Below are 15,999 nucleotides of genomic sequence, written 5' to 3'. Positions count from 1 at the left end.
CCGTCTACTTGATGCACACCGCCCGCACCGAGTGCATGTCGGTGATGCCCTGCAGGACTTTCTCGATTCCGTCCTGTTTCAGGGTGCGCATGCCTTCGTCCAGGGCGGTGACGAGCATCTCGGCCACGCGGGAATGGCTCTGGATGTGGCGCTTGATCGCGTCCGTGCCCACGAGCAGCTCGTGCAGCCCCACGCGCCCGCGGTAGCCGGTTCCGCCGCAGCTCTCGCAACCGACGGGATCGTACAGGGTGATCTGCCCCTTCTGGTCGCCGTACTTGCGCGTCCACTCGGCGTAGATGTTCTTCATCGCCGCTGCCGGATCTTTCTTGAACCACTCCAGGTTTTTGAGTTCCTCCGTGTACTCGTTCAGCAACCGTTTGACGTCTTCTTGGCCGGCGGCCCGGGGCCGCTTGCATTGGGTGCAAAGGCGCTTGGCCAGGCGCTGGGCCAGGATGCCGAGTAGCGCATCGGCGAAGTTGAACGGGTCCATCCCCATGTCGAGGAGGCGCACGATGGACTCCGGCGCGCTGTTGGTGTGCAACGTGGCGAAGACCAGGTGGCCCGTGAGGGACGCCTCGATGCCGATACTGGTGGTCTCCTTGTCGCGCATTTCCCCCACCATGATGATGTCCGGGTCGGCCCGCAGAAAGGAGCGCATGGCGGTGGCGAAGGTGAGCCCGGCCTTGGGATTGATCTGCACCTGACGCAGGCCCTTCTGGGTGATTTCCACCGGGTCCTCGGCGGTCCAGATCTTGTTCTCCGGGGTGTTCAAATGCTTTAGGATCGAATGCAGCGTGGTGGTCTTGCCCGAGCCCGTAGGTCCGCAGACGAAGAATAGGCCGTACGGCTTTTCGATGCACTCCATGAGCCGCTTCCGGTTGTGCTCGGAAAGCCCCAGCTTGTCCAGGGGAATCGGTTCCCCGGCGGCCAGGATGCGCATCACCACGTCCTCCATGCCGCCCGCCGTGGGGATGGTGGCCACGCGCAGCTCGATGTCCAGAGGCCCGAACTTCTTGAACTTGATCTTTCCGTCCTGGGGCCTGCGCTTCTCGGAAATATCGAGGTCGCACATGATCTTGATGCGGGTCACGATGGCGCTGCGATAGCTCGCCGGAACCTCGATGTAAGGCATGAGGGAGCCGTCGCGCCGGAAGCGTATCTCCGTCTTCCCCTTCCCGGGATAAGGCTCGATGTGGATGTCCGACGCCCCCATGTTATAGGCGTCGATGATGATTTTGTTGACCAGCTTTACCAGCTCGTTGTCCGCCGCGGCGGAAATGTCGTCCGCCGACAGTCCGTAATCCTCCGCCGAATCCTCGTCCAGGTTGGAAAGCAGGTCGCCGATGGATCCGAGGTCGCCTTCGCCGTAGAACAGATCCACCGTCTTGCGAAATTCCCGCCGCGTGCAGACCCGGTAAACCAGGCGATGCTTGGGAAAGACGTTGTTGACGACGCGGGAGGCGCTAATCCGCTCGGGGTCGGTGGTCAGGATCACCAGGCCCTCCCTGGTCTCCTCGATGGGCAGCCATCCGTTTTCCTCGACGTATTCCCTTCGCAGGTTCCGGAGCAAGTCGAAGGGCTTCACCCGGTCGGGACTGTACGGCTCGTAGGGAACCCCGAAAAACGCCGACAGGGACTTGCCCAGCGCGGGGAGTTTCACCTGGAACTCATCGATCAACACGTCCTCGATGTCGAGCCCCTTCCTCCGGGCCGAGCGCATGGCTAGGTCGTATTCGGGAGCGGAGATGACCCCGTCCGCGATCAGTTGATCGTACTTGGTCTTGATGACTTGGGGCGCGCTTTGCCGCTGGCGAAAGGCGATCGCCAGCGTCTTGGCAAGCTCCGTGAGACCCTCGGCGGCCATTTGCGAGAAGGGCAGGCCGGAGCGGGTGTTGATGAGCTGCACGACCCCGATCAGCTCGTTGTCGTTGGCGTCCAGGATGGGGGCGACCAGCATCTGCCGGGTGCGATAGCCGGTGCGCCGGTCGACCTCCTGCAGGAAGTGAAGCTGGGGGCTCAAGCGCCGCAGCTCCTGCTCGTCGTACACGTCCCGGATGTTGACCAGCCTTTTGCTCAAGGCGACGTAGCCCGCGACGCTTTGCTCGGAGATGGGGAGCTTGAGGTCCTTGAAAGAATTGAGGCCCGTCTTGACTTTGGAGACGATAGACTGCTTGTCTTCGCTCAGGAGGTAGATCGTCAGGCGGTCGGCCTCGAACAGATCGCAGATGTCCTTGCTCACCTCGAACATGATTTCGTCGATGTTGTAGGTGGCATGGATCTTGTTCGTGACCGCTTGCAAATTGCGCGTAAAGCTGAGCTTGGCGGTGATCTCGCCCAGTTGCTCCTGGGAATTCTGGGATTGCAGAGCCGTGCTCATCGCATCTACCCCCACTGCCCTTCAGGGCAGCACGTTTGTGTCCGGCGGATTGTTCCGCCGGAAGGCCTAAAACTCGAATACCTGGTTGTTTTCCAACCTCTTTACGCAAAAGCCCTCCACCGCCGCCTCGATTTCCTCCAAGATCGAATCCGACTCGCCCGGCTTGAGGTGAGTGATGTAGATTTCCGGTTTCACCTCGAGCTCGATCTTTTTCAGCTCTTCGCGCAGCAGGCTCGGGCACAGGTGTTTGGAGGCGATCGCCAGGTCTCTTTCTCCGTCGCCGAAGGCGGTCTCGATGATGAGATAGCGCAGGTTGCGGGTCCGGTTGACCCATTCCCACAGCGCGTCGTTGGTCGTGGTATCGCCGGAAAAAATCAGGCTCGCCGATCGGCTCTCCAGCCGAAACCCGACCGCCGGCACCACGTGGTGGGCCGGCAGCGGGGTGATCTTTCTGCCGTTCAGGTCGACGGTTTCCCCCACCTCGAGGTGGCCGTAACGCATGTACGGGATATCGGGGTCGGGAATGCAGGAGAAATCGGGCCAGATCTTCCAGTTGAACAAATGCTCTTTGAGGATCTCCAGCGTCGCGGGCGTCGCGTGCACGGTCACAGGATCGCTTCTCATCCAGCCGACGGTGTCCACCAGGAAGGGGATGTAGGCCACGTGATCCAGATGGGAGTGGGTGACGAACACATGGTCGATTTTTTTGAGCTCCTCGAGACTCAGGTCTCCGACCCCCGTTCCCGCGTCGATCAGGATGTTCTCGTCGAGCAGCATGGAAGTCGTCCGGAGCCTTCCTCCGATTCCGCCGCTGCAGCCCAGAATCCTCAGCCTCATTCCACCCGACTTATCCTGGTGACGATGAAGGTTGCGGCGCCCGCAATTCCCGGCGCTCGTCCATTCAGGACTTGTAGAAAAACTCCAGCTTAACGCCGGCGAGCTCGATGATGTCGTGATCGTGAAGCTGCCGAGGATGGGTCCCGATGGCCTTGCCGTTGACCACCGGGTGCTGGTCCCCTTCCACATGGGTCAGGAAGTAGCCGTGGGGCCGCTTGGCGATTACCGCCACCTGGAGCCCAGGCTTGCCCAAGGTGGTGAGCGTCTTGGAGATCACCAGTTCACGGCCCGCGCTCGGCCCGCTCAATACCTGAATCGCGGCCGGCGGCAGCGCCGTCACCGCCCCGGCGGAAGGGGACTGGAACGACGACGGCATGGACATGGACGCCGACCGGGTCGCGAGCTCGACCTCCGCCGACTGGGTGCCGGCGGGCGGGCGTTTGAGCACCATGGTCTTCTCGAAGTCTCCTTGCAGCCGCTGGGTCGCCTGGTCATTCAGGTACTTGAGCTTGTACTTGCCGATTTCGATCACATCCCCGTTCTGCAGAAAGTGTTTCTGGATCTGCTTGCCGTTGACCATCGTCCCGTTGGTGCTGTTTAAGTCCTCCAGGAATGAGTCGTTCAAAATGGTCACGATCACCGCGTGGTTTCCACTGACGGCGAGATTGTCGATGTGGATGTCGTTGGTCGATTTGCGGCCGATGGTGATGCGCTCCTTGTTCAGCGGGAACTCCTTGAGCACTAACCCATCCATGCTGAGTATCAGTTTCGCCGTCATAGGAAAGTCCTTCCGACTTTATTTCTTGAGCTTCGAAAGCAGGTGCGAGAGCCCGCGCCGCCGCACCGGGAACTCGTGCTTGGCCCGCACGAGAATGACCGAAACGTTGTCCCGCCCGCCGTTGTCGTTCGCCATCTGCACCAACTGGCGCGCCGCTAGCGGCAGGTTGGAGCGCAGGCTCGCCAAGGTGAGCCGGATCTCCTCGTCATCCACCATGTCGTTCAGCCCGTCCGAGCACAGCAGGTAGATGTCCTCGGGGCGCACGTCGTGGACGTGGATTTCCGCATCCACCTCGGGATCGATTCCCAGCGCCCGGGTAACCAAGTTTTTGTGCATCGACTGCCGCGCCTCCTCCCGGCTGATCATGCCGCTGTCGATCTGCTCCTGGAGCAAGGAATGATCCCGGGTCATCTGCGTCAACTGGTCACCCCTGAACCGGTAGCTGCGCGAGTCCCCGATGTGGCCGATGGCCACCCGGTTGTCGAAAAAAAGCGCTGCCACCAGGGTCGTTCCCATCCCGGCGTATTGGGGCAGGCTTTGCGCCGCCTGATAGACCGACGCGTTCGCCCGCCGGATTTCCTCTCTCAGTATGGCTTCCGCCATCAGCTTGCCGCTCAGGAGATCGACATCCGCCGGATCTTGCCGGGCCAACGCCTCCTTGAGCTCGGCCGTCATCAGGGACACGACGATTCCGCTCGCCACCTCTCCGGCGTTGTAGCCCCCCATCCCATCCGCCAGAATCGCGACCCCTTCCTCAGGTAGGATCCCGACGCTGTCCTCGTTATGAGCACGGACCATGCCAGGATCGGTTACGCTTACCATTTCCAGCGCATCCCCCGGCTTCATGGGGCCGCCCCGTCCATTAGACACAAAAGCAAAGAAACCTCTTAAAGTTGTTCGCCTAGTTGCTTATAAAATATACGATTTCGAGAAAAAAATAAATGATTGCCGGAAGCACGGCGGAAAAAAAAGAGGCCAGCGTCTCCGCTGGCCTTCGTCGCACGGTGAAAGGGCCGTTTCTCAGGTCCCGAGCATGGTGCCCACCGTAATACCTACAGCCTGCACGAATTCAGCGGCGGAGACCTTCTTGCCCTCCTCTGGCTTCACCCGCATCACCTCGATCTGGCCGCCCTGGGCGCTCACCTTGAAGCCGGTATCGGTGATCTGGGTGACCTCGCCAATCTTGCCGCTCACATCGCCGAAACGGCGATAGATCAACTTGCGGGCGTCGAAAATCTGCAGCTTCTTCCCGTTCAAGGTGGTCCAGGCGCCCGGCGCTGGGTTGCAGCCACGAATCAGGTTGTAGATGAAGTCCACGTGGTTATGCCAGTTGATGCGCGCCTCGCCCTCCCGGCACCAGCCCTCGTAGCTCGCCCGGGACTCGTCCTGCACTACCTCCTTGTGCTTGCCCGCGACCACTAGGTCCGCCGCCTCCAGCATAGCCTGCACGCCCAACGGGAAGAGCTTGTTGAAGTACACGTCCCCCAAGGTCTCGTCGGGGCCGATGTCCACTTCCTTCTGGAGGACGATCGGTCCTTCATCCAGCCCGTCGGTCGGACGGAAGATGGTGAGGCCGGTGCGGGTGTCGCCGCGAATGATGGGCCAGTTGATGGAGCTGGGACCGCGGTACTTTGGCAGCAGGGACGGGTGATACTGGATGGTGCCGTGCTTCGGGATGTTCACGAACTCCTGGGGCGCGAACAGCAGCACGTAAGCCATGATGCCCAGGTCTACCTTGAGCTGGCGCAAGGCGTCCTGGGCTTCCGCTTTCCTGTAGGACGGGAACTGGAACAGAGGCAGCCCCTTCTCCTGGGCCGCCACTTTCAGCGGATCGGGCCTGGCGCCCTCCTTCTCCGGGGCCACGAACACGCCCGCGACGGCGTCGCCGCGGGAGAGAAAGGCCTCCATCACCGCCTTGCCAAAATCTTGCTGGCCAATAATGGCAACTCTCATTTCGACCCCCTTCAGCAAGATTTCAGAGAAGGCTCACGTTTGCCGAAGGCCAACGTGAGCCGGAACTAAAATCTTGCTGACCAATAATGGCAACTCTCATTTCGACGCTCCTTTCAGCAGGGTTCTAGTCCGTGCGCGGCTCGTGGTATTCCGGCACCTTGGCGGGCTGTTTGGAAAAAGCCCCCGCCTCGCGCAGCGAGTCGATATGGTCCTGGGTGTAGCCGAGCACTTCCGCCAGGATCTCGTCGGTATGCTCTCCCAGCAGCGGGGAGCGCTTGATTTCCGCGGGCGAATCCGAGAGCTTGATCGGCATGCCCACGTTGTACCACTTGCCCCGCTGCGGGTGATCCAGCTCGACCACCATTTCCCGGAGCTTCACGTGCTCGTCGTTCATGAGGTCCTCGGTGCTCATGATAGGACCGCACGGCACGTCGAGCTCGTTCAAGATCTTCATCAACTCCCACTTGGTGTACTTGGAGGCGAACTCGTTCAGGATGCGCCACATCTCCACCTGGTTCTTGCGACGCTCCCCGATGGTGGCAAAGCGGGGATCCTTGGCCAGGGCCTCGCCGCCCACGCGATTGGCCAGCGCCTCCCACACCGCCTCCTGCACCACGACGTACAAATAGTCGTTGGGGCCGCCTGGCTTGCATTTGATGGCGTTCCCGAGCTGGCCGCCGCCCGAGTCGTTGCCCGCCCGGGGCGTGGCCTTCAGCCCCTGGGTCGGTACGGAGTACTCGGGCAGAGGGCCGCGCTGCAGACGCTGATGGTCGCGGAACTTGACCCGGCACAGGTTCATGACCCCGTCCATCATCGCCACTTCCACGTACTGGCCGCGGCCGGTGCGGTTGCGATGGTGCAGTGCCGCCAGGATGCCGATAGCGAGATGGAGCCCCGTACCCGAGTCGCCGATCTGGGCGCCGGTCACCAGGGGCGGCCCGTCGGGGAAACCGGTGGTGCTCATGGAGCCTCCCATGGCCTGGGCCACGTTCTCGTAGGCCTTGAAATCGGCGTAGGGGCCGGAGCTGCCGAATCCCTTGATGGAGGCCATGACGATGCGCGGGTTGATCTGCCGCACCTTCTCCCAGGAGAAACCCAGCCGGTCCAGCACCCCGGGGCCGAAGTTTTCCATGAGCACGTCGCACCTCTTGATCAGGTCGGTCAGCACCTCCTTGCCCATGGGGTTCTTGAGGTTCACCGTGATCGACCGCTTGTTGCAGTTGAGCATGGTGAAATACAGGCTGTCCGCGTTCGGGACGTCGCGCAACTGCCCGCGGGTCACGTCCCCCGTGGGGGGCTCCAGCTTGATCACGTCAGCTCCGAGCCAAGCAAGCAATTGCGAGGCGGTCGGCCCCGCCTGAACGTGGGTCATGTCCAGGATTCGAAATCCCGAGAGTGCCTTGTCCATGAAAATTTCACCTCCTCATGACTTGGGAACCGGATGCCGGCCTTTTCCTACGCCTCCGGTAAATGGTTGACAAACCATTTACAGCTCTCCCCTCTCCCTCTCCCTGGGGGAGAGGGCCGAGCGCCGTGAAGCATTTTTTTAGGACGCTCGGTAGGCCCACCTTTGCCGCCGCAGGACCGGCGGTCGCACGGGTCGGATTATATGCCGAGAATAAGGGAGCCTGCGGCAGGCCGCGGCGCGCGGGCGCCGCGGCCCTACCGTGACGCCTTACTTGTACATGGTCTGATTCATGGTGCCGCTCGAGTACACCTCCCGGTCGATCACCACGTCCACCAGGGCCGGCACGCCCGCATCCCGGGCCTTCTCCAGCGCCGGCCGGATCTGGTTGGGCTCGGTCACCCGGATGCCGAAGCCGCCCATCGCCTCGGCGAACTTATCGAAGCGGACGTCGGCGGTCACGTTGCCCACGTCGCCCCGTTCCTTGCCGTACTTCATCGCCTGGCCATAGCGGATCTGGTTCCACGAGGCGTTGTTGCCGATCACCCCGACGAAGGGCAGCTTGTTGCGCACCATGGTCTCGAAATCGAAGCCGGTCAGGCCGAAAGAGCCGTCACCGAAGAGCACCACCACGTCGCGCTCGGGCTGCAGGAGCTTCGACGCGAGGGCGAAACCGGTGCCCACGCCGAGGGTCCCCAGGGGACCCGGATCCATCCAGCCGCCAGGCTTGTGAGGCTTCACCACCGAACCCGAGAAGGTCACGATATCGCCCCCGTCGCCGATGAACACGGTGTCCTCCAGCAGGAATTCGTTGATCTCGTGAACCAGGCGCAGCGGGTGAATCGGCACGCGGCTGTCGTCCTTGACGATCTTGTCGTTCTTGCTTTTGGTCTTTTCCTCTTCTTCGCGCAGCATCTTGATGAAGGGATCGTGCTTGCGCGCCACGTCGCCCTTGGATGCTTCGCACATGGCGTTGAGGATCGCCCGGATGTTGCCGACCAGGCCGATGTCGAAGTCCCGGTTGTACCCGACGTTCTTGTAGTCCATGTCGAGGATGATGACCTTCGCCTTGGGGTTGAGCCGCCGGCCGTAGCCCATGCGAAAATCCAAAGGCGTGCCCACGAGGAAGATCACGTCCGCGTTGTCGAAGGCGACGCGCCGGGAGGGCATGAAGTTGTATGGGTGGTTGCGGGGCAGAGTGCCGCGCGCCGCGCCGTTCACGTACACCGGGATGTTGAAGTGGCGGGCGAAGCGGTCCACCGCTTCGTGAGCCCGGCAGGTGCGGGTCTGGGTGCCGAACAGGACCACCGGGCGCTCCGCGGTGGCGATGGCCTCGGCCGCCTTGGCCAGCTCGTTGGGATCGCCGATGAATTCGCCCCGCACCCGGTAGTTCTTGGGGATGCGCACCTTGGACGCGTCTACCTTGGCGTCCAGCACGTCGTGCGGGATTTCCAGGTAGCCCGGGCCCGGCGCGCCGTTGTACATCTCGCGCACCGCCTGGCTCATCATCTCCGCGCAACGCTCGGTGGTCATCACCGTGGAAGCGAACTTGGTGATCGGCGTCATCATGGGGACGTGGGCGAGGTCCTGCAGCGCGCCCATCTTGTACTGCTTGAGCGGCCCGCCGCCGCCGATCAGCAGCATGGGCGACTCCGCCCGGAAAGCGTTGGCCACGCCCGTCACCGCGTCGGTGGTGCCCGGGCCGGCGGTCACCACCGCGCACCCGAGATTGCCGGTGATCCTGGCGTAGGCGTCGGCCGCGTGGGCGGCCACCTGCTCGTGGCGCACGTCCACGATGCGGATGCCCTCGTCCAGGCAGCCGTTGTAGATGTCGATGATGTGCCCGCCGGAAATGGTGAAGATGTGGTTGATGCCCTCTTGCTTGAGGAACTTGGCCACGATCTGGCCGCCGCTGATGAGCTTAACGTCCTGCCCGCTGGCGACTTGTGTTTCAACGGTTCCCATAACTTCCTCCTGACTGTTCGTTGGGAATTGCGAACCCTGCGCTCGATGAAATACAATTAAAATTTATACAGAAATTTAAGCAGTTGTCGGGCATTCGGCATTGACCGCGGTCAATAATCCAGCTTCTCCGCCCCCTTCTACCGGCTGACGTTCGTCGAACCCGCCGTCCCCCGATGGTCGCTCTGGTCGCCCACCCCGAATACAAGATTTTGCGCCTGCAGCTCCGGCAGAACCTGGTCCTCAAGAACATGTCGCCGGTAGCGTGGGCGGAACTTGAACCTTTGCTGGAGATCGCCGACTACCCGAAGGGGAAGTCCCTGGAAAACCAGGGCGACCTTTCCATGGAGCAGTACTTCATCATCGAAGGCATTCTCAAGCGGGTGGTGACCAACAAGGAAGGGAAGGAGATGATCCTGCGCTTCGCAGCGGAAAGCGACATCGATACGAGCTACGCCGCCTGGCGCCTGAAGACCCCTATCCCGTACTCGATCCGCGCCGTCACCCGGGTGCGCGCCGCCAAGCTTTCCATGGAGCAGTGGGTTCGCTTCATGGATCGTCACCCGAGCGTTAAGGCCGACTTCGAATTCGAGGTGATGAAGCTGATGAGCGAGGTGATGGCCCATACCATCACGCTCCACCTACTGGACGCCCCTGGCCGGGTGCATCGCTTCATGCGTAAGCACCCCGAGCTGACGGAGCGGCTTCCCAAGAAAGAGCTAGCGTCCTACCTCAATCTGTCGCCGGAAACCCTAAGCCGGCTCAAGCACAAGGGCAAGATCGTGATCTAAAACCCCGGGTCCCGGGCTCAATCGTATTTCTCGGACGTGAAAATACGCGCCCGGCTCATGACCTTGAGCTGGTTTTCGACCGCCGTCACGCCCGGCACGGCGCGCGCCGTCTTCTCCGCCGCGCCGCGCTCGCTGTCGTGCAACACGATGCCGAGCAGCTTCACACGGCCGTTGTCGGCCTCGATGGTGATGTTGATGTCGTCGGTGTCGGGATCACTCTTGAGCGCCGCCCGCACCCGCGCCTCCAGCGCTAGGTTCTGCAGCTTGGTCCGCGATTCCGGAGTTTCCTGAAACTCCGGGCGCTGCAAGAGCAGCTTGATCTCCTCCACGCAAGTCTCCACCGATAGCCGTTCGGTGTTGAGCACCAGGTCGTAGATCAAGGGATCGCCCCAAGTGACGCCGAAGCGCTGCTGCATGTTGGCGATGTGGGCAGCGTCGCTGCGCCGCAGCTCCTGGCGCACCAGTTCCTCGTCGTCGGTCTCGAGCCGCTCCATCATCCACTTCACCCGCACTTCCATGGGAGCACACACCCGGACACAGGGGATGTGGGGCACCTGCCTGAGCAGGTAGGTGGCGCCCCATCCGCGGATGACCACGTTTCCCTTCAGGGCGAGCTCGAATACCTCCTCGGCGGTGTATATGGCCAGGCTTTTCTTGTCGGTGGCCATGCCCTCGATGAGGCCGGCCTTGCCTTCCATGATGCGGCGGATAAGACTCTTTCTAGCCCGCATCTTCTCGGCCACGTGGTCCACCACCTCGTGCCGGACCAGCGCCAGGCCTAGTTGCTGTGCCAGCAAGGCGGCCACATCCTTGCCCTTGGAGCCCATCTCCTGGTTCATCGCGATGACTGGCATCGTTTCAACCCTCCAACCCGCGTTCAGGACCCGGTCGCCCGAGAACGGCTAGCTTCCTCTATGGTAACGGCTGCCCCGCCCACTGTCATCCCGGCTCATTCCACCGGCCGCTGTTCCTGGAGGGTGTCGATCCGGCCGGAGCGGATTCTCTTGAGCCCTTTGGAGATGAGCGGCCAGAAGAGCATGACGAGGGCCAGGGTGGTAATGCTGCCCACCAGCCAGTTCGACCAAAGCACCGTCAGATCCCCCTGAGCTACCAGCATGGACTGCCGGAAGGAGTCCTCGGCGCGATCCCCCAAGACGATGGCCAGGACCAGGGGCGCCAGCGGGTACTCCAGCTTCTTGAACACGTACCCGATGAAGCCAAAAGCGATCATGTACCAGATGTCCACCTGGGCATTAGCCACGGTGTAGGCGCCCACCGCGCAGATGACGATGATCACCGGGGCGATCACCGCGAACGGAATGCGCAGGATCGCGGCAAAGAGGGGCACGCAGGTGAGCACCACAATGAGGCCCGCGATGTTGCCCAGGTACATGGCGGCGATCAGACCCCAGACGAAATCCGCCTTTTCCACGAACAGAAGCGGGCCCGGCTGCAGTCCCCAGATGAGGAGCCCTCCCAGCAGCACCGCCGCCGTGGGCGACCCCGGGATGCCGAGGGAAATCATAGGCAGCAGGGCGCTGGTACCCGCTGCATGGGCTGCCGTTTCCGGGGCGACGATGCCCTCGATCTGGCCGGTGCCGAACTTATCCCCGTCCTTGGACATGCGCTTGGCGACCCCGTAGCTCATGAAGGAGGCCGGCGTCGCCCCGCCCGGGGTAATGCCCAGCCAGCAGCCGATTAGGGAGCCGCGGATCGCCGTGATCCAGTACCTGGGCAGCTTGGCCCAGGTCTCCAGCACCACCTTCAAATTGATCTTGCCCTGGGCGGCAGCCCGGAACTCCAGGCCTTCCTCCATGGTGAGCAGGATCTCGCCGATGCCGAACAACCCGATGACCGCCACCAGGAAGTCGAAGCCCTTCAATAGCTCCGTGATGCCGAAGGTGAGGCGCAACTGGCCGGTCACCGTGTCGATTCCCACCGCGGCCAGGGCAAAGCCCAACATCATAGAGGCGATGATCTTGAACGGCGAGCCCTTGCCCATGGCGACGAAGCTGCAGAAAGTGAGCAGGTACACGGAGAAGAATTCGGGCGGACCGAATTCCAGGGCGAAATCCGCCACCAGGGGCGCCAGGAAGGTAATGATGATCACCGCCACGAAGGCGCCGAAGAACGAGGAGGTGAAGGCGGCCGTCAGCGCTTCCCCGGCGCGGCCCTGCTGGGCCAGGGGGTAACCATCGAAGGTGGTCGCCACCGACCACGGCTCGCCGGGGATGTTGAACAAAATCGACGTGATGGCACCACCGAACAAAGCCCCCCAGTAGATGCAGGAAAGCATGATGATGGCGGAAGTGGGATCCATGGAGAAGGTGAGCGGCAGCAGGATAGCGATACCGTTCGCCCCGCCCAGGCCTGGCAGCACGCCGATGATGACGCCCAGCACCACGCCCAGGAGCATAAGCATGAAGTTCTCCGGGCTGAGCACCACCGCGAACCCATGAAACAGTGCAGCGATCTCTTCCACTTCAGTCCCCCCTTGACCCGCGCTTTTGCGCCGCCGTCGTTTTCGTTCAATAGCCGAGCCAGGCCTCCAACGGGCCCTTCGGCAGCGGAATGAGGAATTGCACCTCGAACATCCAGAACATCACCGCTGACACTCCTACGCTCACCAGCAGCGTCGGCAGGATCCGGTACTTGCCGAGCAGGAGCATGAAGCCGCCGATGAAGAGGGTGGAAGACACATAGATGCCGAGGGTGCTGACGCCGACGGCGTAGACGATCGACGGAACCAGCACCTGGAGCACCCGCTTGAACTGGCTCCAGTCCACGAACACCGACCGGTCGCGATTCTTGGAAAAAGTGGATTGATAAAAAGTCACCGCGCTGCAGACGAAAATCAGCAACCCGATGTAGAAAGGAAAGTATCCCGCCTGCGGGCCCACCTCGGGAGACCAGGCGCTCCCCACGCGGTGGGCGTCGTACATGACGAGCGCCCCGATGAACATGAGAATCGCCGCGGTCACGGCGTCCACCACGCAGACCGAGCAACTCTTTTCCGCCTTCGCTTGCGTCCCTTCACCGTGTTCCATGGTCCGTGCTCCAGAATTCAGGCATGAAACTCACCCGCGGCCGCCCCGCGGCGGCCGATTTCCCGCATCGTCGCCTAGCGTTTTGTGGGAATAGTGGCAGGGAGGAGCGGAGGGAGACCTGCCGTTCCGGCTCCGCTCCACGCCCGCCGATTCAAGAGAGGAGGGGCATGCTGCAACCCCGAGCTTGCGCCTTACTTCGCCAGGAAGCCGGCCTTCTGCATCAGGTCCTTATGCCGGGCTTCCGCCTGTTCCACCCACTTGCGGTACTCTTCCCCAGTCATGAAGCTCTGGTTGAAGGCGCCTTTTTCCATGAACTCCTTCCAGTCGGGCGTCTCCCGCACCTTCTTAAACAGCTCGACGTAGTAGTTCACCTGCTCCTGGGTGACCCCGGCCGGCATGAAGATGCCGCGCAGCATCAAGTAGTCGATGTCCAGCCCCTGCTCCTTGCAGGTGGGGATGTCGGCCCAGGCCATGTCGGTGGTCACTTTGTCCTTGTAGGGCATGCGCTGGGTGTCGAACACGCACAGGGGCCGCAGCTTGCCGCTGCGCCAGTGACCCACGGCCTCGATCGGGTTGTTGACGGTGGAGTCCACGTGCTTGCCCACGAGCTGTACGGCCACGTCGCCGCCGCCCTTGAAGGGCACGTAGGTGAACTTCACGCCGGTCGCCTGCTCGATGCCCACCGTGATGATCTGGTCTTCCTGCTTGGAGCCGGTACCCCCCATCTTGCACTTGCCCGGGCCCTCTTTCTTGCAGTGCTCGATGTATTCCTTGGGGGATTTGAACGGTGTCTCGGCGTTCACCCACAGCACGAACTCGTCCAGCGCCAGCATGGCCACGGGGGTGAGGTCCTTCCAGTTGAACGGCACTCCGGTCGCCAGGGGCGTGGTAAACAGGTTGGACAGGGTGATGATGATCTTGTGGGGGTTGCCCTTGTCGCCCTTCACGTCCAGGAACCCCTCGGCGCCCGCGCCGCCCGCCTTGTTGATGACCACCATGGGCTGCTTCATCAATTTGTGCTTGGCCACCACCCCCTGGATGAAGCGCGCCATCTGGTCCGCCCCGCCGCCGGTGCCGGCGGGGATGATGAATTCCACCGGCTTGGTGGGCTCCCAAGCCGCCGTCGCCGCGAGCGGGGACGCCGCCAGGAAACCGAAGAGACCCCCGATCGCTCCGATCTTCGCGGCCCGCCCTACCCTTGACATTGTTGGTTTCATGCGTTTCCTCCTCGTCAAATCACTGGAAAGGATCGAACCCGACCCCGTACGCCTCGGCAGACGGCATCGGGAGCGGTTTTTTTCTATGCCTGCTTTAGGCATAGCTTGCGTAGAGTAGAGGACCACCCTGCCGGTTGCAACCGGTGGCTGACCCCCTTCTTGACCGCAGTCAAGGACTTTCTCTTGCTGCGGCGCAACGAACCCGATCCTCATTTCACCAGCAACACCGGTACGTCCGCCAGGTGGATGACCTTGGTGGCGACCGAGCCCAGCAAGAGGCTGCCGATGGCTCCCAGGCCCCGGGTGCCCATCAGGATCTGGTCGCATCCCCGTTCCCGGGCGAAGCGGGCGATCATCTCGGCCGGGTCTCCCACGAGGATGTGATGTTTGTAGGGCACCTGGGCCCCGTCGAGCTTCGCCCGCGCCGGCTCCAGGGCTTTGAGTCCCTCTTCCTGGTAATAGTCGTTGAGCTGATCCTGGCTGATGAACATGGTCACGTTGCCGGACACGATGGGCGGCTGCACGTTGATCAGATGAATCTCCACGGGCTCCCGGTACCAGCCTGCCTTCTTGATCACGAAATCCACCGCCCGGAGCGAATTCTCCGAGCCATCCACTGGCACCAGTAATTTCGCCATGTCCGCTCTCCCGCTCACCTCGTCTCCGGGGGATCGGCGGGCCGGCTGGCGAGGTCCACGACGGGCTCCGCCGCCGTTTTCATCGCCAGGAGCTTGCCCACCGCGATCACGAGGGCCGCCCCCGCCACCGCGACCATCCACTGGTATCCCGCCATGTTTTGTTCGACCCAATCCTTGATCGCCACGTCCGAAACGGCCATGTCACCCGCGATCCAGCCCAGGAGCGCGCCCCCACCCAGGATGACGATAGGAAAGCGGTCCATGAGTTTCAACACCAGTTGGCTGCCGAAAACGATGATGGGGATGCTCACCACCAGGCCGAAAATTACCAAGGCCATGCTGTCCTTGGAAGCTGCCGCGATGGCGACCACGTTGTCCAGGCTCATGACCGCGTCGGCCACGATGATGGTCTTGATGGCGCCCATCAAACTGGTGCTGGCATCGATCTCATGGCCGCCCTCCTCCCGGTCGGGAAGCACCAGCTTGATGCCGATCCATAGCAGCAGCGCGGCGCCCACCAGCTTGAGGAACGGGATCTTGAGGAGGGTGAGGGCGAAGAAAATCAGAATGACGCGCAAGGCGATGGCGCCGAAAACCCCCCAGAAAATGCCGAGCTTGCGCTGGCGGGGAGGAAGCTTGCGGCACGCCAGGGCGATTACCACGGCGTTATCACCGCCCAGCAGGATATCGATGGCGATGATCTGCAGGACGGCGATCCAGAACTCCGGGCTTCCGAACTCCATTAATCCTCCTCCATACCCGATGGCCGGCCCCGCAGCGTTTTCAGCGTCTTGTCGTTGCAGCGAAGCGCACGAAGGCGATTAGAACAATCCCACCACCTTGCCGTTTTCGTCCAGGTCGATCTTCTCGGCCGAGGGCACCTTGGGCAGCCCCGGCATGGTCATGATGTCGCCGCAGATCATGACCACGAACTCCGCCCCCGCCGCCAGGCGCACTTCCCGGATGTTGATCACGTGCCCGGAGGGCGCCCCGC

15 protein-coding genes are annotated in these 15,999 nt (G+C 62.3%); 1 reads left to right on the top strand and 14 read right to left on the bottom strand.

Annotated elements, in window-relative coordinates:
• Positions 1-4: 4 nt before the first annotated feature.
• The 7 genes from ACUVYZ_RS00075 to ACUVYZ_RS00045 all read right to left on the bottom strand — a co-directional run bounded on the left by ACUVYZ_RS00075 (position 5) and on the right by ACUVYZ_RS00045 (position 9,315).
• Positions 5-2,377: a GspE/PulE family protein gene (locus tag ACUVYZ_RS00075; RefSeq protein WP_439932421.1), complete on the bottom strand. Its 2,373-nt coding sequence runs from the start codon at positions 2,375-2,377 to the stop codon at positions 5-7.
• Positions 2,378-2,443: 66 nt separating this feature from the next.
• Positions 2,444-3,214 carry a 3',5'-cyclic-nucleotide phosphodiesterase gene (locus tag ACUVYZ_RS00070; RefSeq protein ID WP_439932420.1) on the bottom strand — a complete coding sequence of 257 codons (771 nt, stop codon included), beginning with the start codon at positions 3,212-3,214 and terminating at the stop codon, positions 2,444-2,446.
• A 64-nt stretch (positions 3,215-3,278) separates the two neighbouring features.
• A complete protein-coding gene (locus ACUVYZ_RS00065) occupies positions 3,279-3,992 on the bottom strand; it encodes an FHA domain-containing protein (protein WP_439932419.1) in 714 nt (237 codons plus the stop codon).
• Positions 3,993-4,010: 18 nt separating this feature from the next.
• Complete coding sequence (locus tag ACUVYZ_RS00060; protein ID WP_439932771.1) at positions 4,011-4,814, bottom strand: Stp1/IreP family PP2C-type Ser/Thr phosphatase; 804 nt, start codon at positions 4,812-4,814, stop codon at positions 4,011-4,013.
• A 198-nt stretch (positions 4,815-5,012) separates the two neighbouring features.
• Positions 5,013-5,945 (bottom strand): methionyl-tRNA formyltransferase, encoded by a 933-nt coding sequence (locus ACUVYZ_RS00055; RefSeq protein ID WP_439932418.1) that lies wholly within the window; start codon positions 5,943-5,945, stop codon positions 5,013-5,015.
• Between the two features lie 124 nt (positions 5,946-6,069).
• Positions 6,070-7,353 carry a formyl-CoA transferase gene (frc, locus tag ACUVYZ_RS00050; RefSeq protein WP_439932417.1) on the bottom strand — a complete coding sequence of 428 codons (1,284 nt, stop codon included), beginning with the start codon at positions 7,351-7,353 and terminating at the stop codon, positions 6,070-6,072.
• A 267-nt stretch (positions 7,354-7,620) separates the two neighbouring features.
• Complete coding sequence (locus ACUVYZ_RS00045; protein WP_439932416.1) at positions 7,621-9,315, bottom strand: thiamine pyrophosphate-binding protein; 1,695 nt, start codon at positions 9,313-9,315, stop codon at positions 7,621-7,623.
• A 173-nt stretch (positions 9,316-9,488) separates the two neighbouring features.
• Here ACUVYZ_RS00045 and ACUVYZ_RS00040 point away from each other — a divergent pair, with 173 nt between their 5' ends.
• A complete protein-coding gene (locus ACUVYZ_RS00040) occupies positions 9,489-10,103 on the top strand; it encodes a Crp/Fnr family transcriptional regulator (RefSeq protein ID WP_439932415.1) in 615 nt (204 codons plus the stop codon).
• Positions 10,104-10,120: 17 nt separating this feature from the next.
• Here ACUVYZ_RS00040 and ACUVYZ_RS00035 read toward each other — a convergent pair whose 3' ends face one another.
• The 7 genes from ACUVYZ_RS00035 to ACUVYZ_RS00005 form a co-directional block, all read right to left on the bottom strand.
• Complete coding sequence (locus tag ACUVYZ_RS00035; protein ID WP_439932414.1) at positions 10,121-10,957, bottom strand: cytidylate kinase family protein; 837 nt, start codon at positions 10,955-10,957, stop codon at positions 10,121-10,123.
• A gap of 95 nt (positions 10,958-11,052) precedes the next feature.
• Positions 11,053-12,585 (bottom strand): tripartite tricarboxylate transporter permease, encoded by a 1,533-nt coding sequence (locus tag ACUVYZ_RS00030; protein ID WP_439932413.1) that lies wholly within the window; start codon positions 12,583-12,585, stop codon positions 11,053-11,055.
• Between the two features lie 46 nt (positions 12,586-12,631).
• Positions 12,632-13,150, bottom strand: a complete 519-nt coding sequence (locus tag ACUVYZ_RS00025) for a tripartite tricarboxylate transporter TctB family protein (protein ID WP_439932412.1) — start codon at positions 13,148-13,150, stop codon at positions 12,632-12,634.
• A gap of 191 nt (positions 13,151-13,341) precedes the next feature.
• Positions 13,342-14,367: a Bug family tripartite tricarboxylate transporter substrate binding protein gene (locus ACUVYZ_RS00020; RefSeq protein WP_439932411.1), complete on the bottom strand. Its 1,026-nt coding sequence runs from the start codon at positions 14,365-14,367 to the stop codon at positions 13,342-13,344.
• Between the two features lie 209 nt (positions 14,368-14,576).
• Positions 14,577-15,005 carry a universal stress protein gene (locus ACUVYZ_RS00015; RefSeq protein WP_439932410.1) on the bottom strand — a complete coding sequence of 143 codons (429 nt, stop codon included), beginning with the start codon at positions 15,003-15,005 and terminating at the stop codon, positions 14,577-14,579.
• A gap of 14 nt (positions 15,006-15,019) precedes the next feature.
• Positions 15,020-15,748 carry a TerC family protein gene (locus ACUVYZ_RS00010; RefSeq protein ID WP_439932409.1) on the bottom strand — a complete coding sequence of 243 codons (729 nt, stop codon included), beginning with the start codon at positions 15,746-15,748 and terminating at the stop codon, positions 15,020-15,022.
• Between the two features lie 78 nt (positions 15,749-15,826).
• A partial coding sequence (locus tag ACUVYZ_RS00005; protein WP_446033020.1) for a formate--tetrahydrofolate ligase occupies positions 15,827-15,999 on the bottom strand: 173 nt, incomplete at its 5' end.

Source organism: Pelomicrobium sp. P1 (assembly GCF_052805615.1).
This window is presented reverse-complemented; position numbering and strand designations above follow the sequence as displayed.